Origin of the sequence: Legionella sp. 27cVA30, assembly GCF_024160945.1 — a bacterium.
GTDB lineage: Bacteria > Pseudomonadota > Gammaproteobacteria > Legionellales > Legionellaceae > Legionella_A > Legionella_A septentrionalis.
In genome coordinates, this window is the sequence record NZ_JAMYXK010000001.1 from 273,380 (window position 1) to 296,321 (window position 22,942).

Sequence of the window (22,942 nt, forward strand, 5' to 3'; positions counted from 1 at the left end):
CTTAAAGTGCTACTGTTGCTTAACACAGCGATAGTCAAGAGTCATATCCCGGATACCATGTCGTTATCCGGGACACTGCAACTTGAATTATTTAGTTTCTTTATCGATAGTCCAAACCGCTTGCAAGCCCACTAATTGAGCGTGAGCATTCGCCCGGGCATTAACGGTATAGGATGAGCTTCCCAGAGCATCCGTCTTATTAATCGGGATATCATCTTGCCCAAATAAATAAGCATAACCTGCGTCAATTCCAACTGCTGGCCACATCTGGTAATGTGCGCCGATTGCCAATGCCCAACGATTGCCATCAGGCAAACGAATATCGCGTTGACCATCAATGGTTGGTGTCTGATCATAACCACCGCCGACTCGCAACATCCATTTCTCATTAAAGTGATAGTTTGCCCCAACTGAGAAACGCCAAGCATTGCGATAATCCTGCACGCTGGTTGAATTAACCACCACACTGCCGGCTAGCGGGGAAAAAGCGGCCACATTATTCAATTGAATAATGTTAAAAACATCCCAGCCGGTATACACCACCGATCCTAACAAAGCCAGCTTGTCAGTAATATCCTGATAAGCGCTCAAGGTCACAATATCCGGAAACTCAATATCATTACTAAAAAGTGAATCGCTGCGGAAAACACCCAATTGGTTAAACGTGGCTGGATCAGCCAGCGGCCCGGTTAATTTGCTGTAACCGTGGAAGGTGTGTTTGATTTTAGATTGATAATTCAAACCAATGCGCGTGTGATTATCATTAAACATACCCATCACACCGGCATGAAAACCTAAACCAAATGAATGACCCTTGTTATAACTTAAAGAATCAAACAAAGTTGGATCCAAGCCACCGGCTTGCAGTAAGGTAGGTGCACCCAGCATACGGTTGAATTTGACTTGCGACCACTGCAAATCAAGCGCACCGCCAATCGCGAAATTATCCGTTAATCTTCCGGCTATTTCAGGTGATACATTTATCGTCAAAAGTTCAGTAAAGGTAGCGGAATAACGGACGGGAGAAACTGTTGAGTATTCGGTCGACAAACCAAATGGAGAAACAATGCTCAAACCAAATGCTGAATTTTCACCCAGCGGCAAAGCATAGTGCACAGAAGGAACGAACCCATTTTTTGCAGCTTGCAGATCGCTGAAATTCTGCACATAAGAAGGTAATCCCTCAGTCGCAAACGTTGTAGTACCGGTAAGCTTTGAGCTTGGAAAAACTCCGACGCCGCTGAATACTGCTTGTTGTTTGCCCAGTAATACCAACCCTGCCGGGTTATACCAACCAATAGAAGCATCGGCAGCTTCCGCAGCCACACCGGCCGCATAATTTCCGACGGCAGCAGCACTTCCTTCCGTGTACAGAGAAAAGCCACCTGCATACACATTACTGGCTAACAAAGTACTGATGGCAGCACTAATAACCGTCCTCCGGGGACTTTGCATGTTTTTCACTCCCTACTCCTCATTCCGACCATTGCAAAATAAATCGATGATAAAGGAATGCAGGTTTTTTTTAAATAATTAATTAAATTTCAATGCTATTAGGGTACAAACTTGCAATAACATGCTCATAAAATAATTACTCTATCGTCAAAAAATACAGCGTGAATGAACAGCAAACATGCAAACCAATTGGACACTGCGATTAATGCCATGTATTTCTGGTAAATCTTGTCTGTCCCCTTCGCTCCATGGTAATGTGCTCTTTTTTTGCCCGAGACTCTTTATGCAACAAATCATCAGCAAATTTGGCGGCACCAGCGTTTCTTCCCGAGAAAACTGGGAGTACATCACGGCAATTACACAAAAACATATACAAAATGGTGAGCAACCCATTATCGTTTGTTCTGCCCTTGCCGACGCTTCAAATAAATTAGAAAAAGCAATAGACGCGGCCTTGCTGCATGAACATCAAGGCATCGAAGCACAAATTTGTACAGGTTATCTGGAATTGGCAAGTGCCCTGGAAGTAAACGCCGATCTCATCCACCCTGAATTGCAACAATTGCAGCAGTGGTTAACAGGCATCGCTTTGCTAAAAGAAGCATCCCCGAAAACACGCGCACAAATCTTGAGCCTGGGCGAATTAATGATGACTCGCCTGGGTCATGCTTTTTTGCGGAAAAAAGGGATAAATTGTCACTGGTTTGATGTCCGCGAAGCATTGAATCCCATACCAGTTGCAGGCGGTGATGCGGTTAATTACCTGGCTGCACGTTGCAGCAGCGATGCCAATCCAAAATTGGCCAGCCAACTTTTACAAACAGGAGCTGCTGCTATTATTACCCAGGGATTTATTGCCGCAAATCAGCAGGGAGAAACAGTACTGTTAGGCCGCGGCGGCTCAGATACATCTGCCGCATTGCTTGCCGCCATCCTGCAAGCCAAAGCTTGCGAAATTTGGACGGATGTACCCGGCATTTATACGGCAAACCCTCACCAACTTCCCAATGCCCGTCTATTGAAACAATTGAATTACGACGAAGCCCAGGAAATTGCCAGTATGGGGGCGAAAGTTCTGCATCCAAATTGTTTGCCGCCTGTGCGCAAAGCCGCGATTCCAATGGTTGTAAAATACACACACATGCCTGAGCATTCTGGAACGCGGATTTCCAGAGAAAGCGATGACACAGCACCACCTATCAAATCCATTCAGGTTAAACATAATATTATTTTGATATCGATTGACACACTTCATATGTGGCAGCAAGTCGGTTTTCTGGCGGATGTGTTTACAACATTTAAAATGCACGGTTTTTCAGTGGATTTGCTATCTTCCTCCGAATTTAACGTCACTGTCTCCTTGGATGCCAGCGCCAAATTGCGCAACCGCATGGCTTTAGAAGCACTGCTTGCCGCTTTAAACCAATTTGGACGGGCCAAAATTATTGAGCCCTGCAGCGCTGTGAGTTTGGTCGGGCATCATATTCGTACAGTGTTACCGCAATTAGGACCGGCCCTGGAGGTATTTGATTCTCAGCAAATTTATTTAATGTCGCTTGCATCGAACGATTTGAATTTGACCTTTGTTGTGGATGAGGTGCAAGCCGATAAATTGTGTCAGAAACTTCATGCCTTGCTCATTGAAAATAATCCGCAAAGTTTTTACTACTCCAAAAGTTGGCAAGAAGAATTTGGAAGTAAAGAAAATCGCATGATCCCCTGGTGGGAAGAAGAACAACAAGCTTTGCTGCAGTTAGCTGAAACTCAGTCCCCTTGTTACGTATACAATTGCCGCATAATTGCTGAGAAGGCGAAAGACTTGCAGAGCTTGCAAGCCATTGACAAGCTTTTCTATGCCATTAAAGCCAATCCGCACCCAGATATTTTGCATACTCTTTATACAAAAGACATTGGTTTTGAATGTGTTTCCTTACCCGAATTACAGCACGTATTTAAATTATTCCCAGACATTTCTACAGATCAGGTACTGTTTACCCCGAATTTTTCCAGCAAGTTGGAATATGAACACGCTCTTGCCCTTAACTGCTACGTCACGATAGACAACATCCATCCTTTGGCACAATGGCCTGAATTATTTCGCGGAAAATCAATCCTGCTACGCATTGATACCGGGTGCGGCACCGGCCACCACCGTTATGTTTGCACAGGTGGCAACGAATCAAAATTCGGCATACCGCTTGCAGAACTTAAGCGCGTTACGGAATTTACGGAGCAGTATGATATTAACGTGATAGGACTTCACGCCCATTCAGGAAGTGGGATTTTGCTTCCCGATCTTTGGCAGCAAACTGCTTTAACCTTGACCAGCTTGCTTGGCCAATTCCCGCATGTACGCATCATTAACCTGGGAGGCGGGTTGGGCGTAGCAGAAAAACCAGGCCAACGCGCCCTGGATCTCGGCTCGCTTGATGCCTCCTTGCTTGCTGTAAAATCACGCCATCCAGAAATCGCATTCTGGCTCGAGCCCGGACGTTTCTTTGTTTCTGAAAGCGGAGTACTTTTAGCTAAAGTTACGCAATGCAAGGAAAAAGGCAAGGTGCGTTTCATTGGAATTGAAACCGGCATGAATTCTCTGCTGCGCCCGGCGCTGTACGGAGCGTATCATGAAATCGTTAATTTAACCCGGCTTAGTGAAGAAAAAGCAATGTTTGCACACGTTGTTGGCCCCATTTGTGAAACAGGGGATACCCTGGGATATGATCGCCTCCTGCCGCACACCTTTGAACAAGATGTCATGTTGATTGCCAATGCCGGAGCTTACGGGTATTGCATGGGTTCTTCTTATAACTTAAGACCGCCTGCACAAGAAATCATTTTTACAGCAAGCAAAGCTTATGTTAAATGACAGCGGACAACGGCTGCGGGCAACGAACCCGGAAGAATCCTATATTGTGCAAGCCCCGGCGGGCTCAGGCAAAACGGAAATTCTAACGCAGCGTTATTTAAGATTGCTGACGCGGGTGAGTGCCCCAGAGCAGATTGTTGCACTCACGTTTACCCGTAAAGCTGCCAGTGAAATGCGCGAGCGCATCTTAATGGCCTTGCAACGGGCAGCCCAAGGGATACCTCCCGGCAGTGAGCATCAGCAACTCACTCAAAATTATGCAACCGCCGCGCTAAAGCAAGATCAGGCATGCAATTGGCAATTATTAAACAATCCAGGCAGCCTGCGCATCTTCACCATTGATTCGTTATGTCAAAAGCTTGCTCAAGCTATCCCGTTGCACGAGAAGCACGTTCCTTACGCCAAAATTACTGAACACGCGCAACAACTTTATTTAAATGCCGCGAAAGCATGCCTGCAACATACCCTGCACGATGCACAGTATCAGCCCGCCCTAAAAAAATTGCTGCATCACGTCGATAACCGCCAGGATACCTTGCTTGAACTGCTTGCCGAACTACTGGCCAATCGCGATCAATGGATGGAATTGGTACTTAAAGCTCGTGCACAAAATCGCGAACATTTTGAACAAGCTTTAGCCTGGATAGAAGCACATGAAGTATCCCGCTTTTGTCAAAGTATTTCTAAAGAATTGGCGGACGAGTTGCTGATGCTGGTAAAGCAACTCGTCTACCTTGATGCCCAAGTCGGATCTCCTTTTTTCCCTTTGCGCGCATGGGAGCATTTTACCCAATTAGACAGTGCCTTGTGCGCCGCTTTAGCCTCCCTGCTGCTTACCTCGCAAAATACCTTGCGAAAAAGCTTTGATCACCATGTGGGGCTAAAAAAAGGAAGTTGCACCGATGCAGAATATAAACATTTAAAAGAAGCGAGCAAAAATTTACTCAGTAAATTAAACGAAACTCAGGAGTTCCTGGATGCTTTACTGCGCGTAAAAAATTTACCGCCCCCTCAATATGAATTGGAACAATGGCAAGTCTTGCAAGCTTTGTTCACCCTTCTGCCCTTACTGGCAGCCCATCTGCATCTGGTATTTACGGAGCAAAATGCAGTTGATTTTACTGCGATCGCCCAACAAGCTTTGCATGCATTAGGTGAAGAAGATAATCCTACGGAATTAGCTCTTTATCTTGATCATCAAATTCATCATTTACTAATCGATGAATTCCAGGATACCTCAATATCCCAATTTCAACTGCTGGAGCGCCTGGTGCAAGGGTGGCAGCCCAACGATGGAAAAACTTTATTTGTAGTGGGCGATCCCATGCAATCCATTTACCGGTTCCGCTCTGCAGAGGTCGGGCTTTTCCTGCGAGCGCAACAACAAGGGGTTGGTACGGTGCGCCTTACTCCTTTGCAATTGACAAGTAATTTTCGCTCATCTTCTACCCTGGTTAATTGGGTCAATGAGCAATTTAAAATAATTTTTCCGCCTGTGGATGATATCGAATCTGGGGCAATCTCATTTCATGCATCGACTCCCACCCAACCTGCAACTCCCGGGAGTTTTTTGACCGCATGCGAATTTGCCGACGCAGCCGCAGAGGCTGCTGCCGTTTTGGACATTATTAAAAATGAAATGGAAACATTTCCTCACGATGAAATAGCACTTCTGGTGCGTTCACGCACCCAACTTCGGGAAATCATTCCGTTATTGCGTAAAAACCACATCCCTTTTCGCGGTGTCGATATCGATCTCTTAACACATCTTCCCCATTTAAGCGATGTTTGGTCTATTACACAAGTTTTACTGAAACCTGCCAATCGTTTGGTATGGTTGGAATTGCTCCGCAGTCCCTGGTGTGGCTTGGCTTTGCATGATATTCACTGCATCGCCAATTTTGATAAAAGAAAATCCATTTATTTCGCCTTAAGCCGCCTTCAGGAAATTGCGGGATTAAGTGAAGACGGCCGCCTTCGCGCTCGCTTTATTTACCATGTCTTGCATAATGCACTTGCTGTACGCCATCAATTGCCCCTGACAGATTGGATTATCAATACGTTAAAAGCCTTGCAACTGGATTATATCCTAAGCGCTGATGAGCAAGCTGATCTTGAGCAATATTGGGTTTTACTAGAGCAACACATGGAGCGGGGCTTGCTTGCTGATGAACGGCAGTTTATCGCAGAGCTTAATAAGCTGTATTCCCAACGCGTCAGTTCTTCCCGTTTGCACATAATGACTATTCATAAATCGAAAGGCTTGGAGTTTGATTGCGTTATTTTGCCAGGCTTAGGCACAAAACCGGCAAATAGAGATCTGCCCCTGCTTCGCTGGCTTAAACTTCCCAGTCGCGAGCAAGACTTATTATTGGTATCCCCGATGAAAGCGGCACATCAAGAGCAATGCGTGCTTTATGATTATCTGGGGAAACTTGACGCGCAAAAAAATGTTTACGAACAACAGCGCTTACTGTATGTAGCGGTAACCCGCGCTAAAAAACGACTTTATCTGACTGATGGCTCTGAAAAAGCCATACGCGGCACGTTTCGTGATTTATTGCACAAGCAAGAATTTACTAATCCATCTGCAGTCTTAGAAAAAAAAGCAATGGATGAAGTCGCGGTTTTCCCAACACTTCTTCAACTTCCAGTCGCTTATTACGAGCAGGCGCCGGTGCTTAACGTAAATTCAACGAATACTCAATTATTTACTTCCGATTATACGAAGGCTCGCAGCATGGGTATAATCGCGCATGAATTATTGCAATGGATTTGTACGCATCATCCGCAGCAGTACGACGAGATTCCTTGGGGATTGGCAGAAACACAGTTAGTGAGCCTGGGATTTACGGGAGCAACATTGGAAAATGCTTTGCACATTATTAAGCAGCAAATAAACAAATTGTTTGACGATCCCATTGGCCAATGGCTAATAAAGCCCCATGAAAACGAACAAAACGAATATGAATTGCTAGCTTATCAAAACGGCGAAATCATCACGCAAATTATTGATAGGACATTTTGTGAGCAGGGCGTACGCTGGGTTATTGATTTTAAGACGGGCAGCATGGAAGCAGATGCACAAACACAGCATCGCAAACAAGTCGATCAATATGCTGAATTTTTATATAAAAAACATCAGGAACCCGTTCGTTGCGGTTTATATTATCTGGCTTACTCATCTTGGGTAGACTGGGACTATAATCCTGTGAATGAATATGCAAATATGCTCGTAAAATAGAAGCGCAGGGAGTATGATTTCTTCTTTTTTACCAAAAATGCCATGAAACCCGAAAAGATAATTACCAACATTCTTAGCCAAACGATTGATCCATTGTTGGGGTTAAGCCTGTCAGATTTACCCATTAAACCTTTAATCACTCTGGAACAAAACCAATTATCCCTGAATTTATGCGCCGGTTTTCCTACCCATTTTTTACAAGATACCCTGCTCGCAACCGTACAGACTGCATTACAACAAGCACTGCCAGATTACGAAATTCAAGTCACTCTTGATCAGTTCATCAAGGCGCACCGTACGCAATTGCCAGGTAAAGGATTGCGTGGGGTTAAAAATACAATCGCCATAGCTTCCGGCAAAGGAGGGGTGGGCAAATCGACGGTAGCGGTTAATTTAGCCATTGCTCTGGCGCGCGCAGGAGCACGGGTAGGCATTCTGGATGCAGATATTTATGGCCCAAGTATCCCCCTGATGTTGGGCAAAGCTCCAGCCGTGCAAGTGCAAGGCGAGCATTATCTCCCGGTCATCGCGCACGGTGTGCAAGCCATGTCTATCGGCTACCTAACGGAAGGAGAACCTGCACTGATATGGCGGGGCCCAATGCTTGCCAAATCGTTACTGCAAATGCTTGATATCACGCAATGGGATGAGCTTGATTATTTGTTTATTGATTTACCCCCAGGCACAGGCGATATTCAGCTTAGTTTGGTGCAAAAAATTCCCTTAAGCGGTGCAGTGATTGTAACTACTCCGCAAACGGTAGCGACGCTTGACGCCCAAAAAGCCATGAAAATGTTTGAAAAAACAAACATTGATGTGTTAGGAATTATAGAAAACATGGCGCTTCACATTTGCAGCCGCTGCCATCATCAAGAACATATTTTCGGCACGGGCGGCGCGCAGAAACTTTGTGAACAGCACCATTGCAAATTCTTAGGCCAACTTCCTTTAGATAGCCGCATTGGGTTGGATTGCGACCAGGGCGCTCCCACTGCTGCAGCAAATCGTGACGAACTTTCTAAAGTCTTTGTTAAAACCGCTTTGCTAACCGCTATTGAATTAGCTAGAAAACCATTAAATTATGCCGATGTATTTCCGCCAATCGTCGTAGAATAAACTGCTGGCTCAACTACTTAAAAACCGACGATGTTGCAGGAAGAAAATCCTCATGCGAAGATCATGCCGCAAAGCATGAGGATTTCATCATTTAAGGATGAACTATGAAACAGCATTCTCCGCAATTTTTAAAAATAGTAAATGAAGCCAAGGGGCGCATTAAAGAAATAACTCCCGCCACGCTTAAGAAAAAAATAGACAACCAAGAATCCTTTCATCTCATCGATGTGCGGGAAGACAACGAGTGGCAAACTGGCCATATTCCTAATGCTATTCACTTGAGTAAAGGGATTATCGAACGTGATATTGAAAAGAAAATTCCAGATCCGCTCGCCGAAATTGTTGTGTATTGCAGCGGCGGCTTCCGTTGCGCCCTGGTTGCCAATAGTTTACAAAACATGGGCTATCAAAATGTCTATTCTTTACAGACTGGCTCGCAAGGTTGGCTAGACGCAGGCTATGCTTTACTTAAATGATCCTTAAATGATCACTGAGTATTTGTTACTCAAGCAATTAAATTCACCCAAGAACTGCCGTTTCATCCAAAATTTCATCAACAGCAAGAATGGAATTATTAATTTTTTTCTCTGTATCCGTTGCAAAAAAAGTATGCGCTATGTTCATGCTTTTTTGCACCACATAAGTGATTGGATAAAATATCACTAAACTGGCAAGAATGGTTAGTAACGTATCAATATACCCTAATATCCCGCGGTGAGTGGCGTAAAGAATGTAATTTTCCTGCCTATGCCGCTGCAGGGTATTCTGTATTCCTTTAAAATCAATTTTATTTTTATCTGGCGTTAAAATGGTTTGCTGTAAAGCTATAAACAATTCATTGAGTTTGCCATAAACTTCCTTATTCGTCGTTTTAAATCGATAGCGCTTTTCGTTTAACTCGGCGAACGTGCGGTATAATTTACAAAATCCATTCATACAATTTTGTTTTTTAGCTAATTCAAATGCCATACCCCAAACATCATTCACCAATGCATCAAAGTAATGCTCAGGCTTAGAGCGAAGTGCATATAAATCGTCAAAAAGAAGTACCTCTGCAGGGCCTACATGGTTTTTTTGCAAATAATCACGTAATCTTTTCTGATTTTCTTTATTATCGGTAGCTAATAATTGCATTTCCTTGCCCAGTTTAAGGGGCACGCGACTTCTGTACTCATTCTCAAATTCTTCTATGGTCTTTGCTTCAGTGACAAATACTACTGGAAACGGCTTGGCAATTAATTCATCTTGCTCATCGTAACGAATGAATTCTTCGTCACGAGCATCCAATAATGCCTTACATAATGCAATTCTATTTTGCAATGCTTCTATATGAGACAATACTTTGCTGTGAAAATTCTCAAAATCAGGAAAAACATTTAACAATACTTCAGCCTTGCTTTGGGCACGCATGTAGCTTTGGTAATACCTTTCAAGATAATATGCGAAAGAATAAGATGGGTGATTAGTAAATAAATACCCCCCTATTTCTTCATAAAACACTTCCCCTGATTCAGGTTTTTGCGAGCTAAAAAAATGATAATCACGTTTGGCTGCAAAATTATCCTCCCCGCAAGGATTTCTTTTAATTTTTTCCTGATAACCTTTAGGGATTTTAATAAAGTCCAAGAGTTTGTTGATATTCTCAAATGATGGTGAATTATAAATTTCCTCCATATTAAATTGCGTTTTCTTAAGCTTTTCCAAAAAAGCCTCAAAAGAAAAGAAATGTTCTATGTAGTCGCCCGCTGCATAGTCACCCTGCAAATCATTTTCCTTTTTAAACTCATCTATTGCCGCCCCATGGATATAGATATGTTTTTGCACGCACATTAAAAAATAATAAAATTGTACGGTAGCGTGCAAACGCTCTCTCAATGTGTTTATTTCATCTGCGGGGACTACGTCTGTTATGTTTACGCCAAACTGCCGTAACCGGACCAGATAAATCATGAGTAAATTTAAATCGCTAAATGCTGATTTATGTGTGGATTTTAGAAAATTTTTGAAGTATTCCTGACAAACCTGCAAATTTGTGTCATTGGGATTTTTAGCATAATTTCCAACCACTTTATCAAGATCATAATGAGTATGCTCAATACGGCCGAAGGCTGGGGCTCCAGTAATGGTATCAAGATTGGAGCCATGACCTATGATGGAAAATCCCCCTTGCGTCAGTTCCCCTACCATCGGAGCTACTTTAAAATTATTTAACATTGCAACGATGGGCATAAGCTGAAAATCAGTATGCTGCATCATGCTTAAGGTTTGCGAGGAAGTACCGTGGATAAAGGGATTAAAAGGCATGAGAAATCGTGGTCCAGGCAAATAATGTTTGCATTATACCAAGGCATACCGGAAAACATAATGAAAAAATATAGAACATATTATCTATGCCTAAAACTGAACCGTATAACCCGTGTTAATTATTGAAGTTGCGACGTGTTAAGCACGCACCAGCTTACTTGCTGATAAAAGTGTGCATTTTAAAATCCAAGGCAAATCTAGCTGCACACCCATACCAGCATCGATGCAACAAGCAAACCTAATAGCAAGTTAATTATCCAGAAACCATAACTTGCTATTAGGGACAGGTAAGCGTATCAGTGAAACGAATGCTGTTTCGGTTCTTTCACCCAATACAATAAAATCGTTCCAATCAATAAATAAATTGGCAATAATGATAAGGCCAAATGATAGCTTGGGAGGGAAAATTGCTGGATGCCATCCACCATACGGCCATCCCACTGCACATCTAAAACTTTCCCTATCAGCGGTTCAGTCAGTGCATCAAAAATCGCATCGCTGGTATTAAACATTGCAATAACTGTGGCGGTAAGGGCTAGCGGATTCATTTCTTTTCCCATGGCAAAAACCAGCATGAATGCTCCCAATCCAAAACCAAAGAAAAATAACAATAGGCTCAAAATCTGAATAGACCATGTATTGCAATATAACAGCAAGCTCAGCGCTACAGTTGATCCCAGCGTACTAATCAACATCACATAACGTCTATTCCCAAGCCGATCGGAGAGGGCCCCAAGAATTGGACTTCCTAACCCCAAACCTACAAATACCAACGAAGTCAGCGAAGCTGCTTGCGTTTTGCTTAACTGATAAGCTTGTTCCAAAAATGGATTGCCCCACAACCCACCAAATACAGCTACTGGCGAGAAAGCAAAACCACTATATAAGGTCAGTAACCAATTTTGCTTATTCTTTAAAACTGCAATTAAATCTTTAATTGAAATCGAAGCAACCTTATCTTGTTTCCTGCTCGTACCGGGCGCATCGCGTACGATTAGAAAAAAAAGACAAGCTAAAGCCAAACCTATAATGCCAACACCAGATAAACATTGACGCCATCCCCAATGCTCCACCAGCCAGGCTAACGGCGCCTGCCCAAATACAGCGCCAGCCATTGCAGCAGTTGCCAAAAGACCGCTTACCAAAGCATAGTGCTTTGCAGCAAACCAGTTTGCTGCAAGTTTCATATAAGAAACGGTAGCAAACGCAACGCCAACACCCATCAGTGCCCGCGACACGCTGGCAACAAAAAGAGTTTCTGCCCTGGAAAATAGGATAACACCAAGCGCACAGCAAAAAATTGCCATTGAAGTCAGGCGCTGCGTGCTGTATTTATCGAGAAGAATGCCTACCAATAACTGCGTAACCATATAAGAATAATAAAAGGTTGCAGCCAAACTTCCGAGCCCTGCACCCGTTAAGTGAAATTGTTTCATTAAAGGTGCCGTGATGATGCTCGGAAAAATTTGTAAGACGTATTTATAAAATAAGAAGCAAGCCGCCAGGCTGATGACTAAAATCGGGTAGGCAAACATTTTTTTATTTTTTAAAGGCATTAACATGATTCATCTCTCATTACGGTTAGAAGACTAGCGAAGACGCATTGAGCGAGCATGGTCTTTGAGAGATCGCCCTGCCTTAACGGGCGTAGAATCCGCTCACCGTTAAGACAGGCGAATAATGCTGATAATAATGGTGGCGAAAAACGAAGGAATTACAGATGCAACCGTACACCAACTTAAGTTGATAGCAAAAAATGGTGAGGTACTGTTTCTTTGCATCATTGGAGATTTTTGACCGAATACAGAAAATACACAACTTATCTTAACATAGGATTAATAATTTACAAAAGTTATTTTATAAACACATTGTAAATAATTATAATTACAGCCAAATTCAAGCAAACTATTTATAAAAATAAAGTTGTTCGTCAAGTCTTTTTTTTAGAAATTTATCTTGCTAAGATGCGCATTTCTCTAAAAAAAGATCCTCAGCTTTCCTGTGGATATCTTTTATATATTTCCTCTTCTCCCTCTTACCAACCCTATTCCAAAAGTAATAAAGCCCAATAACTACAAGCACTTATGAGCCATCGGCATTCTCAAGCAAGTTAGAGCTTATCCACAAATTCTGTGCATAACTCTGTGAGTAGCTTATTAAAAACCTTGTGAAAGAACCCTTTGATAAGATGAACAAAAATCATCCATTTCATTTCAAGCAGGCAAGGATAATGGCTTTGCATTGATAAATTCTTTAAAGTCATGCCAATATAAATAACAAACCACCAATATGGTTATTTTTTGACCTTTTTATTCGCGGTTAACCTACTAAAATACTTCTTTTTCATGGTAAACTGGCAGCAATTTATTGATTGAGTTTTAGCCATATGTCTGAACACTATACTGCCGAAGCAATTGAAGTCCTAAATGGCCTTGAACCTGTTCAACGTCGTCCCGGCATGTATACGGATACCACCCGCCCAAATCATTTGGCGCAGGAAGTGATTGATAATAGTGTGGATGAAGTTCTCGCAGGCTTCGCAAGTCACATTATGGTTACCCTGCATGAAGACGGTTCTGTCGAAGTTGAAGATAATGGCCGCGGCATGCCGGTTGATATCCATCCACAGTTAGGGTTGAGCGGCGTTGAGGTGATCATGACCCGTTTGCATGCGGGCGGTAAATTTTCCAATAAAAGCTATACGTTTTCCGGCGGATTGCATGGTGTCGGGGTATCCGTGGTGAACGCTTTATCGCAACGCCTTGAAGTCACCATCAAACGCAATGGGATTGTTTATCAAATGTCTTTCGCCAATGGGCACAAACAAAGCGAACTAATTGAAACCGGCACAACAAAAAAACGGGATACTGGCACCATAATTCGTTTTTGGCCCAACACAACGTATTTTGATACTACCCGGATTTCAATCAAACAATTAACCCATTCCCTACGCGCTAAAGCAGTACTTTGTCCTGGCTTGTCCATGACATTCATCAATAAATTGACTCATGAAGAAATAAACTGGTGCTATGAAAAAGGATTGGTCAATTATTTAAACCAATCTTTAGCCGCTGACTATCTTCCGGAAGAACCATTTTGTGGCGAATTCACGAGCGAAGAAGCTACGGTGGATTGGGCACTCGTCTGGACACCTGCTGCTGCCACGCTGGTAAATGAAAGCTATGTCAATTTAATCCCTACCATTCAAGGTGGTACCCACGTCAATGGTTTGCGCTCCGGTCTTTTTGAAGCATTGGCTGCATTTTGTGAATTACGTAATTTACTCCCCCGCGGCATAAAATTAGCAGCCGATGATTTATGGGAACCTTGTCAATATGTTTTATCAATTAAAATGAAAGAGCCCCAATTTGCCGGGCAAACCAAAGAAAGACTGAGTTCACGGCAAATTGCAAGTTTTGTAAGCAACATCATCAAAGACTCTTTCGCACTTTGGCTGAATGAACATCGAACGCAAGGAGAGGCGATTGCAGTTCTAGCGATTGAGCGGGCGCAAAAGCGTCTGCGGCAATCCAAACAAGTGGCTCGTAAACGCGTGCAGCAAGGACCCGCATTGCCAGGTAAATTAGCTGATTGTCTGCAACAAGATTTAAGCCAAGCGGAGTTATTTTTAGTAGAAGGCGACTCAGCCGGTGGCTCTGCCAAACAAGCTCGCAATAAAGATTATCAAGCCATTCTACCTTTGCGGGGCAAAATATTGAATGCATGGGAAGTTGACTCCTCGCAAGTGCTTGCTTCACAAGAAATCCATGACATTTCCGTAGCAATTGGTGTTGATCCAGGCAGTGATGATTTAAACGGCTTGCGTTATGGAAAAATCTGCATTCTAGCGGATGCAGATTCTGATGGCGCTCACATTGCCACCTTGATTTGCGCCCTTTTTCTTAGGCATTTTAAACCTTTGGTCAAAGCGGGACACATCTTTGTCGCCATGCCCCCACTTTATCGTATAGACGCTGGGAAAGCAGTGCATTATGCTCTCGATGATGAAGAAAAAGACAAAGTAATTGCACAGTTAAGCAAAGGCAAGATAAAACCTAATGTCCAACGTTTCAAGGGTTTAGGTGAAATGAATCCCTTACAGCTGCGCGAAACGACCATGGATCCCAATACCAGGCGCTTGGTGCAACTAACCCTGGAAGATGAAGCATCAACCTTTGCAATAATGGATATGATGTTAGCAAAAAAACGCGCAAGTGATCGCAAAGCCTGGCTTGAATGCAAAGGAAATTTAGCTTCTGTCTAATCTTTGCTTACAATTATATAGGGGGCCCTTGGATCTTTTAGCTGGTGTAAGAGGGAGAATCTAGAAAAGTGTCACTGGGTGAATTGGAAGAAGAGATAATTTCTGCAGATTTTTTAAAGAAAAAGCCTATTTTATTTGCTTTATTGGCATGAATGATGCCAGGAATTGTTGGTTTGAATTCTTGCAGATGCGGCAGATCAACTGCTTCATCTTTTAATTCATGCTCCAAATTTGGCTCAGGGAATTGACTTTCTAAAGTCGTGAATTGCTGCTCAAGCTTATCGCGCATCAAGTTTTCTTGCAAGGTTTGGGCCACTGAACTTGCTAAATAAACCAACCCCAGAGCCATCAATCCTAATAAGCCTGGCAGTATACCTGCTGGTATAAAGCACCAAGTTGCAACCACTCCGGTAGCTGCTATTGCTGTTACTAAATTAATAATGATTTTATTACGATGTTTTGTGTATTCGTATGCCAAGCGTATTCCTTGCTGTTGGCTTGCCAGTGGGTCCATTTCACTTATGTCATTATTTTTTTTCCATTCCCGTAAAAATTGTACCGCGCTCACTATTTCTTTCAGCACGCGGATTAAGGAAGATAAAATAAATAAAAAGGAAGTCACAGGTGACAAAGTAGCTGCCGTACCAATAACAATTCCATAAGCAGCAATATTAACTACCGAGCTTACAAAAAGAAAAAAATTGTCTTGAAAAAAATCCCGTGCTGATAATTTTGGGTTGAACAAACTTTGAAAAAAAAGATAGCTGCCGGATGCTAAAGTGTACAGGATTCCAGCGCTGGGGAAAAACACGCCCATGATCAAGAGCTGTTGTATTGCAGTAAAACCGCTTAATAAAAAAGGCGAGAGCGCAGAAAAACCGAGCACAGCCAGTACAACCCCTGTCCCTATCTTAATTTTCTTGCCAATATCGCCCTCATCAACCCTATACAATAATTCCTGTATTGCTGCATTTTGGGGATGATCTTCAATTAATTCACTCAATTCAACTAAAAAATCATATACCTTTATGGGAGTATTAAGAAAACGTCCCCAATAAAGACGAGAGACACCAAGCGAGGACAGCACACGTTCAGCAGCATTCTTGATTTCGACATTGCTATTGATGCCAGTGGTGAGAAATTCTTTATAATCAATGGTTAAATTTGGATATTTATGAGTAAATTCCTGCAAAGAATGCTGACTATTTTCTTGCAAATAGTCACAAAAGCAATTCAACACACTGACTACATGTAAAGCCATTAGATTTAAATAAAATCATTAAAACCGCATTATATAGTGTTATCCTTTTGTATGCATTAAAGATTAGAACTTCAGCAAGGGAAGAATAGTTGAATAATCATCAGTCCAGGTGACGTTTTCTGGTTCCTCTACAAACCGCCATTCTTTTTTTAATAAATCAAACGCGAGCGTCGTATCAAATGTCAGCAAAGCCCATTCTGAAGCCACCTGCCCCAACCGGGGATCTCCTGGATGCTGTAAGTGCAAAACGATCATTTCAAGCTGCCGGCCTGCAGCTGCCACTATAGGTAAAATCCTTAAATGCCGGTTGCTGATGTTAACGAGTATCACTCCGTGCCGCTTTAATCTACTGCGATACGATGAAAAGGCTTCTGTACTCAATAGATGCACCGGTATGGCATCAGAAGTAAATGCATCGATGACCAGTAAATCCAGAGAAGCACGCTTCATTTCTTTGAGCGCCAAACGACCATCGCTACGCAGGAGCGTCAACTGCGAATTACAATCGCGAAGGTAGGTAAACAAGGTTGGATCTTGGGCAATTTGCATAACCTGGGCGTCGATTTCAACCATAGTTAATTTATCTCTTTCGCGAAACTGGCAAACCATAATGCCTGTCCCCAATCCAATAACAACCGCAGAAAGACTTAAGGATTTGCGCTGCATTTCCCTAATTACCGGCAAAACAGCGCCATAATAAGCTTGAATACCCTCTCGCGAATTTGGATCATTTAAAAGTTGGAAACCATGTAAGGTACTTTGGCTCATTAGCACGTGTGCGCCCGGTTGCGCATGCACTTCCTTTATCCCATAAAAATTTCTCTGTTGCGCCAGTAACTTAGTAGATTTTTGGCCGGCAATAAAAATAAAGATAAGCAAGAGAGCCAGGCACAGTAAAAGCGTACGTTGATTTTTAGAAAAAATAAATGCTGCAGCCAATGCCACGACCTCAATGACATGCGATGATTTTACCCATTTAAGCCACTGCTGTGCTGGAAGAAAAAAATTTATTAGCAATAGGGATAAGATAAGCACCGGCAATAGCCAGTCGCTTGTTTTTTCCCTGGCAGGAATGGCTAGTAAGGATAAAAGCAAAATCAGGGGATATTCATAAGCGCCATTAAATAAAACAGGCGCCAGCAAACCATTAAAAATACCTGCCAGCACACCTCCCACCGCTATACAGAAATAAAAACTTGTTAAATGGATGGGAGAGGGGCGCGTTTCAGCCAACTCACCATGACAGAGCAGCGCAAACACAAAAAAATTGGCCAAGTGCACTAAAATGCTTTGCCATGCCGGAATTTTATGAATACCAAGTACAAAACCTAAAACAGGAAAAATTAAAAAGAATATCGCGTTTTTAATAATCCATGCATGAGAAATGATTTTTTTCTGCGCAAACGTTAATACATAAGATAATAAATAAAGTGCGAGTGGGATAACCCACAACAAGGGGGTGGCGGCTACATCTGTGGTGATATAAAAAGTCACTCCCAACATCAAACTGCAAGGAATAAAACTCAAAAATATCCAGCGTAATCTCCTTTTCCAACTCAAGGCAGTTTGCTCTTTATAACGGACGATATGCGGTTGGTAAGGAAAATAAAACAATAAACTCCACAAGAAAATCATATAAATCACATAAAAACCATTCCAGTAATAAAACTGCCCACTGATCTTGAAGAACCGTTCAATTAGCCAGGGATAACAAAGTAAAGCCAATAAACTGCCGCTGTTACTCGCTGCATATAAAAAATATGGATCACGTCTTCTTTTGCTTTTAATTTGACTAAATGTATACTGCAATAAAGGCGCAGAAGCCGCTACAACCAAGAGTGGTAAGCCAAGCTGGAACGTTATCTGTACAAGAATTGCGCGTTCAGGAAAATCTGCATTTGCAAGCGCAGTAAATTGAACTGGCAGGAACAAAAGGCTTAAAAAACAAACGCTAAAATGAATTATTTTCCAGCTATGCGGATGCTGCAAACGACTTAAAAACCAGGCGTATGCGTAGGCCAAAAGCAAGAGCGCCTGGAAAAACAACATACATACTGTCCATACGGCGGGAGTCCCACCGTAAACTGGCAAAAGAACTTTGGCCACCATGGGTTGGATAACAAACAACAAGGCGGCACTCAGAAAAAGAGTAAGTGAGAAAGAAAACTGCACCTGGGTTATCCAACACTGGCGAACTATTAATAAATTATGCTTTAAACTACTTATTGTGAGCCGGCCCCGCTTGTTCCAGTACCGGCAGTTCCAGCTTCAGTATTTGTATTAGCCGGGGTGCTGGTATCTGGTGTGGCATCTGTGTTCGTGGTGGTGCCAGGGGCTGGGGTAGTTGTTGTGGTCTCAGCAGGCGGCAATTGTACGGTAGTTTCTGTAGTCGTTGCGGGGACACTAGTCGTGACCGGGCCACCAAAAACATAATACAAAACGATCGCCGCAACTAATACAATGACGATGATCGCCACTACCGACACCACATTATTAGAATCATTATTAGCCATTATGTTCTCCTTGTTGTTTGCAGTGAAAACGCCGATATAAAAGTATTTTTTTGTGGCATCACTTGGCGTAACTAACGTTTTTCACAGGATGCTCTTAACATCCAGCGCGCTTTTTCGTGAGATTCAATGCGATTAGCCAATAAATTTACGGTTCCTTCATCGTTGTGTTTTTGCGCCATTTCCATCGCTTTATCCAAATCCTTAACCAAAGTATCATGATCTGCTGCTAATTCGCTCACCATTTCATTTGAATTCAAATTTGAATCGCCATCTTTGATGCTTTTTAAGCGTTCGAATTCTTTAAACGTTGCAGGAGCATTACTCCCTTTAATTAAAATCCTTTCAGCCATTTGATCCACCGCTTCCGCCAATTCCTGGTATTGCATCTCAAATAATTCGTGTAAAGACTTGAATTGAGGGCCTTTAACATGCCAATGATAGTTTTGCGTTTTAAGATAAAGTGCGTAAGTGTCTGCTAAAATGATGGATAATTTATCTATTAACTCCTTCATACCGACTCCTTTTCCTAAGTAATGTTCCTAAGAATAGTTGAAAAATGAAATAATTCAATAACTAACTTGCACAAAGCAAAAAGGGTTTCAATTTTCCAGAAAAATTCTTATATGCTGGAACACATATTGTTTCAAAAATGAAAAAATCAGTTAAAATGGATATGTTTTGTTATGAGAGATGAGAATGGATGAGCGGTTTTACACTCTAGAAATCAATGCCTTATCTAGTATTCAGCATGCAATGAAGCAACAGGCAATGCAATCGCTTGAAGCGGGCAAGGTAGTTTATTTTCCACATTATGCATTTATCCCCACCGCGGGCGAACAAGAACAAGACATATTATCAGAATCCATATTGGATCCGAAACATAAAAACATCAGCTATGATTACTGCAGTCAACGCTTGGCAGGCGTCAGCAAACAAACATCTTCTACCTCCCCTGTTATGCAGAAATTTATGCACCGCTTTGCAGAATTTGCCCATGAGTTGGTGGCGCATTTGTTACCGCAATATCAACGCGATTTGATTTGGGGCAGAACCAGTTACCGCCCGGCAGAAATCCGGGGCCGCAAAAGTTCTAAGCGGAAAGATGATACCCGCTTGCATGTGGATGCTTTTCCCTCAACTCCGGTAAATGGGTTAAGAATTTTCCGCGTGTTTTGTAATATTAATCCTTATGGCGAGCCGCGCGTATGGCATTTAGGCGAACCCTTTAGGCAAGTTTTAAACAAATTTGTCGCCACAATTCCTCCCTTCAGTGCAACTTATTCCAGATTATTAAAATTCATCAAAGCCACTAAGACCCTGCGCTCTCCTTACGATCACTATATGCTTCATTTGCATGATCAGATGAAGCTGGATGATGATTATCAGCAATCGACTCCCAAATTTCGCTTCGACTTCCCCCCTTACAGCACTTGGCTCACCTTTACTGATCATGTCTCTCATGCAGCATTAAGCGGGCAATTTCTTTTAGAACAAACATTTTATTTACCTGTGACTGCCATGCAACATCCACACTTATCTCCCTTGCAAGAATGGGAACAAGAAAAAGCGTGCAGTTTAGTTTAAGCGATAGCCCACCTATAAATCGTGTTCTTAGTATTTTGCAAACATAAAAAAACCCGCTTAAAGCGGGTTTTTTTATCACGGGGATAGAGCTTACATCATGCCGCCCATACCACCCATGCCACCCATGCCGCCCATATCAGCAGCACCAGCTTCTTCTTTCTTAGGCAATTCAGCAATCATGCACTCTGTGGTCAGCATTAAGCTGGCAACTGAAGCTGCATTTTGCAGAGCTGTACGGGTCACCTTGGTTGGATCAAGAATACCCATTTCCACCATATCGCCGTATTCGCCGGTTGCCGCATTGAAACCAAAGTTGCCTTTGTTCTCGGCAATTTTGTTCACGATTACAGAAGCTTCATAACCTGCATTGGTTACGATCTGACGCAAAGGTGATTCGATAGCACGGCGCAGAATGTCGATGCCCATATTTTGATCTGGGTTGTCACCTTTCAAACCTTGCAGAGCTTTTTGCGCACGGATTAAAGCAACGCCACCGCCAGCTACTACCCCTTCCTCAACCGCAGCACGGGTAGCATGCAGAGCGTCTTCAACGCGAGCTTTTTTCTCTTTCATTTCAACTTCGGTAGCAGCACCGACTTTAATCACAGCAACACCGCCAGCCAATTTGGCCACACGCTCTTGCAATTTTTCGCGATCATAGTCAGAAGTAGTTTCTTCCATTTGAGCACGAATTTGCGCAATGCGATCGGTGATGTCTTTCGCTTTACCTTCACCATCAATGATGGTGGTATTTTCTTTGGTAACAACAACGCGCTTGGCAACACCTAAATCTTCTAATGTAGCGCCTTCTAAGCTCTTGCCTACTTCTTCAGAAATGACTTCACCGCCAGTCAGAATGGCAATATCTTGCAGCATGGCTTTACGACGATCACCGAAACCAGGTGCTTTGACTGCGCAAACTTTTACTATGCCACGCATGTTGTTAACAACCAGGGTAGCCAAAGCTTCGCCTTCAACGTCTTCAGCAATGATCAACAAAGGACGGCCAGACTTGGCAACACCTTCTAATACGGAAAGCATATCGCGAATGCTGGAGATTTTTTTGTCGACCAACAGAATAAATGGGTTTTCCAGTTCGGCTGACATGTTTTGTTGGTTGTTGACGAAGTAAGGAGAAATGTAGCCACGATCAAATTGCATACCTTCGACCACGGATAATTCATTCTCCAAGCCATTACCGTCTTCAACTGTAATAACACCTTCTTTACCTACTTTTTCCATTGCTTCCGCAATGATTGAGCCGATTGCTGCATCATCATTGGCAGAAACAGTACCCACCTGGGCAATTGCCTTGCTGTCTTTGCAAGGGGTAGACATAGCTTGCAATTCTTTGGTGATTGCAATAACAGCTTTGTCGATGCCGCGCTTTAAATCCATTGGATTCATGCCAGCAGCAACGGCTTTGTGGCCCTCAACCAAAATAGCACGAGCCAATACAGTAGCGGTGGTTGTACCATCACCTGCGGTGTCGGAAGTTTTAGAAGCTACTTCACGAACCATTTGCGCGCCCATGTTTTCGAATCGGTTTTCAAAATCGATTTCTTTAGCAACGGATACACCATCTTTGGTTACTGTAGGAGCACCGTAAGATTTCTCCAATACCACATTGCGACCGCGTGGACCCATAGTTACTTGCACTGCATTTGCTAATGCGTTTACACCAGCAAGCATTTGTTGACGAGCTTGGTCACCAAAACGTAATTCTTTAGCCATTGTATATCTCCTTAACGATATAATTACTTCTCAACAACACCCATGATGTCATCTTCGCGCATCACGACCAGTTCTTGACCATTAATCTTGATTTCTGTACCAGAATATTTGCCGAATAATACTTCATCACCTACTTTTACAGCCAAAGCACGCACATCACCACTGTCTAAAGGCTTGCCTGTCCCAACAGCGATCACTTCGCCCCGCATAGGTTTTTCTTTCGCACTGTCCGGAATTACGATACCGCCTGCTGTTTTAAGCTCCTCTTCCAGACGGCGAACAACCACACGATCGTGTAAAGGACGAATCTTCATACTCATGCTTGTTTCTCCTGTTAATGATTACCAGATTATTTTTCAGAACACATTCTGACTTATTCGCGCACCAATCTGATTGGTTGGCAACGCTGATGACAGGCATATGGGGGCAGTGAAGCATCTTTCAAGGGGTAAGATAAAAAAAATGTTTGCTATTGCAATTCCGGCGTCCAATTCAAAAAATTATTTGTGCCGAAAGTTTATCGCAAACAAACCATGAGTGGTGGAATTGACACGCGTTCCTGATTACAATGGTCAAATAATGATTAATTTGCTTTTATCAT

Annotated in this window: 15 protein-coding genes; 6 read left to right on the forward strand and 9 right to left on the reverse strand. The window is 42.7% G+C overall.

All coding sequences use genetic code 11. The annotated features are described in order from the left end of the window. Positions 1-87: 87 nt before the first annotated feature. Positions 88-1,464 carry an OmpP1/FadL family transporter gene (locus NKV53_RS01230; protein WP_371923149.1) on the reverse strand — a complete coding sequence of 459 codons (1,377 nt, stop codon included), beginning with the start codon at positions 1,462-1,464 and terminating at the stop codon, positions 88-90. Between the two features lie 274 nt (positions 1,465-1,738). Here NKV53_RS01230 and NKV53_RS01235 point away from each other — a divergent pair, with 274 nt between their 5' ends. From NKV53_RS01235 to NKV53_RS01250, 4 genes are all read left to right on the forward strand, one after another. Then, positions 1,739-4,321, forward strand: coding sequence for a bifunctional aspartate kinase/diaminopimelate decarboxylase (locus tag NKV53_RS01235; RefSeq protein ID WP_127057291.1), 2,583 nt, complete (start codon positions 1,739-1,741; stop codon positions 4,319-4,321). Then, entirely contained in the window at positions 4,311-7,565 is a 3,255-nt protein-coding gene (locus tag NKV53_RS01240) for an exodeoxyribonuclease V subunit beta (RefSeq protein ID WP_127032796.1), read from the forward strand. The genes NKV53_RS01235 and NKV53_RS01240 overlap by 11 nt, the downstream gene beginning before the upstream one ends. Positions 7,566-7,607: 42 nt before the next feature. Continuing rightward, entirely contained in the window at positions 7,608-8,681 is a 1,074-nt protein-coding gene (gene apbC, locus NKV53_RS01245; protein WP_127032794.1) for an iron-sulfur cluster carrier protein ApbC, read from the forward strand. 104 nt (positions 8,682-8,785) lie between these two features. Beyond that, the gene (locus NKV53_RS01250; protein ID WP_126953634.1) at positions 8,786-9,157 is read left to right on the forward strand and encodes a rhodanese-like domain-containing protein; all 372 of its coding nucleotides are present in this window, start codon (positions 8,786-8,788) and stop codon (positions 9,155-9,157) included. A gap of 43 nt (positions 9,158-9,200) precedes the next feature. Here the strand turns inward: NKV53_RS01250 and NKV53_RS01255 are convergent, their stop codons facing one another. Further along, entirely contained in the window at positions 9,201-10,985 is a 1,785-nt protein-coding gene (locus tag NKV53_RS01255; RefSeq protein WP_127032792.1) for a hypothetical protein, read from the reverse strand. Between the two features lie 296 nt (positions 10,986-11,281). Further along, complete coding sequence (locus NKV53_RS01260; protein ID WP_233579725.1) at positions 11,282-12,547, reverse strand: MFS transporter; 1,266 nt, start codon at positions 12,545-12,547, stop codon at positions 11,282-11,284. An 824-nt stretch (positions 12,548-13,371) separates the two neighbouring features. Between NKV53_RS01260 and parE the strand changes: the two genes are divergently transcribed. Beyond that, the gene (gene parE, locus NKV53_RS01265) at positions 13,372-15,249 is read left to right on the forward strand and encodes a DNA topoisomerase IV subunit B (RefSeq protein ID WP_126953632.1); all 1,878 of its coding nucleotides are present in this window, start codon (positions 13,372-13,374) and stop codon (positions 15,247-15,249) included. A gap of 37 nt (positions 15,250-15,286) precedes the next feature. Here parE and NKV53_RS01270 read toward each other — a convergent pair whose 3' ends face one another. From NKV53_RS01270 to NKV53_RS01285, 4 genes are all read right to left on the reverse strand, one after another. Then, positions 15,287-16,510 (reverse strand): hypothetical protein, encoded by a 1,224-nt coding sequence (locus tag NKV53_RS01270; protein WP_126953631.1) that lies wholly within the window; start codon positions 16,508-16,510, stop codon positions 15,287-15,289. Positions 16,511-16,573: 63 nt separating this feature from the next. Beyond that, a complete protein-coding gene (locus NKV53_RS01275; protein ID WP_253350568.1) occupies positions 16,574-18,682 on the reverse strand; it encodes a fused MFS/spermidine synthase in 2,109 nt (702 codons plus the stop codon). Between the two features lie 50 nt (positions 18,683-18,732). Next, positions 18,733-19,023 (reverse strand): hypothetical protein, encoded by a 291-nt coding sequence (locus NKV53_RS01280; protein ID WP_126953629.1) that lies wholly within the window; start codon positions 19,021-19,023, stop codon positions 18,733-18,735. A 71-nt stretch (positions 19,024-19,094) separates the two neighbouring features. Further along, the gene (locus NKV53_RS01285) at positions 19,095-19,535 is read right to left on the reverse strand and encodes a Dps family protein (RefSeq protein WP_126953628.1); all 441 of its coding nucleotides are present in this window, start codon (positions 19,533-19,535) and stop codon (positions 19,095-19,097) included. Between the two features lie 184 nt (positions 19,536-19,719). Between NKV53_RS01285 and NKV53_RS01290 the strand changes: the two genes are divergently transcribed. Next, positions 19,720-20,607 carry a Kdo hydroxylase family protein gene (locus tag NKV53_RS01290; protein ID WP_253350570.1) on the forward strand — a complete coding sequence of 296 codons (888 nt, stop codon included), beginning with the start codon at positions 19,720-19,722 and terminating at the stop codon, positions 20,605-20,607. Positions 20,608-20,697: 90 nt separating this feature from the next. Here NKV53_RS01290 and groL read toward each other — a convergent pair whose 3' ends face one another. After that, complete coding sequence (groL, locus tag NKV53_RS01295) at positions 20,698-22,341, reverse strand: chaperonin GroEL (protein WP_126953626.1); 1,644 nt, start codon at positions 22,339-22,341, stop codon at positions 20,698-20,700. 23 nt (positions 22,342-22,364) lie between these two features. Continuing rightward, positions 22,365-22,655 (reverse strand): co-chaperone GroES, encoded by a 291-nt coding sequence (gene groES, locus NKV53_RS01300; RefSeq protein ID WP_126953675.1) that lies wholly within the window; start codon positions 22,653-22,655, stop codon positions 22,365-22,367. Positions 22,656-22,942: the final 287 nt, after the last annotated feature.

Coding starts and splice junctions, on each gene's coding strand:
- apbC (WP_127032794.1), top strand. CDS start 7,608: ATGAAACCCGAAAAGATAATTACCAACATTCTTAGCCAAACGATTGAT.
- NKV53_RS01240 (WP_127032796.1), top strand. CDS start 4,311: ATGTTAAATGACAGCGGACAACGGCTGCGGGCAACGAACCCGGAAGAA.
- NKV53_RS01285 (WP_126953628.1), bottom strand. CDS start 19,535: ATGAAGGAGTTAATAGATAAATTATCCATCATTTTAGCAGACACTTAC.
- NKV53_RS01250 (WP_126953634.1), top strand. CDS start 8,786: ATGAAACAGCATTCTCCGCAATTTTTAAAAATAGTAAATGAAGCCAAG.
- NKV53_RS01270 (WP_126953631.1), bottom strand. CDS start 16,510: ATGGCTTTACATGTAGTCAGTGTGTTGAATTGCTTTTGTGACTATTTG.
- groL (WP_126953626.1), bottom strand. CDS start 22,341: ATGGCTAAAGAATTACGTTTTGGTGACCAAGCTCGTCAACAAATGCTT.
- NKV53_RS01260 (WP_233579725.1), bottom strand. CDS start 12,547: ATGTTAATGCCTTTAAAAAATAAAAAAATGTTTGCCTACCCGATTTTA.
- NKV53_RS01290 (WP_253350570.1), top strand. CDS start 19,720: ATGGATGAGCGGTTTTACACTCTAGAAATCAATGCCTTATCTAGTATT.
- NKV53_RS01235 (WP_127057291.1), top strand. CDS start 1,739: ATGCAACAAATCATCAGCAAATTTGGCGGCACCAGCGTTTCTTCCCGA.
- NKV53_RS01280 (WP_126953629.1), bottom strand. CDS start 19,023: ATGGCTAATAATGATTCTAATAATGTGGTGTCGGTAGTGGCGATCATC.
- parE (WP_126953632.1), top strand. CDS start 13,372: ATGTCTGAACACTATACTGCCGAAGCAATTGAAGTCCTAAATGGCCTT.
- NKV53_RS01255 (WP_127032792.1), bottom strand. CDS start 10,985: ATGCCTTTTAATCCCTTTATCCACGGTACTTCCTCGCAAACCTTAAGC.
- groES (WP_126953675.1), bottom strand. CDS start 22,655: ATGAAGATTCGTCCTTTACACGATCGTGTGGTTGTTCGCCGTCTGGAA.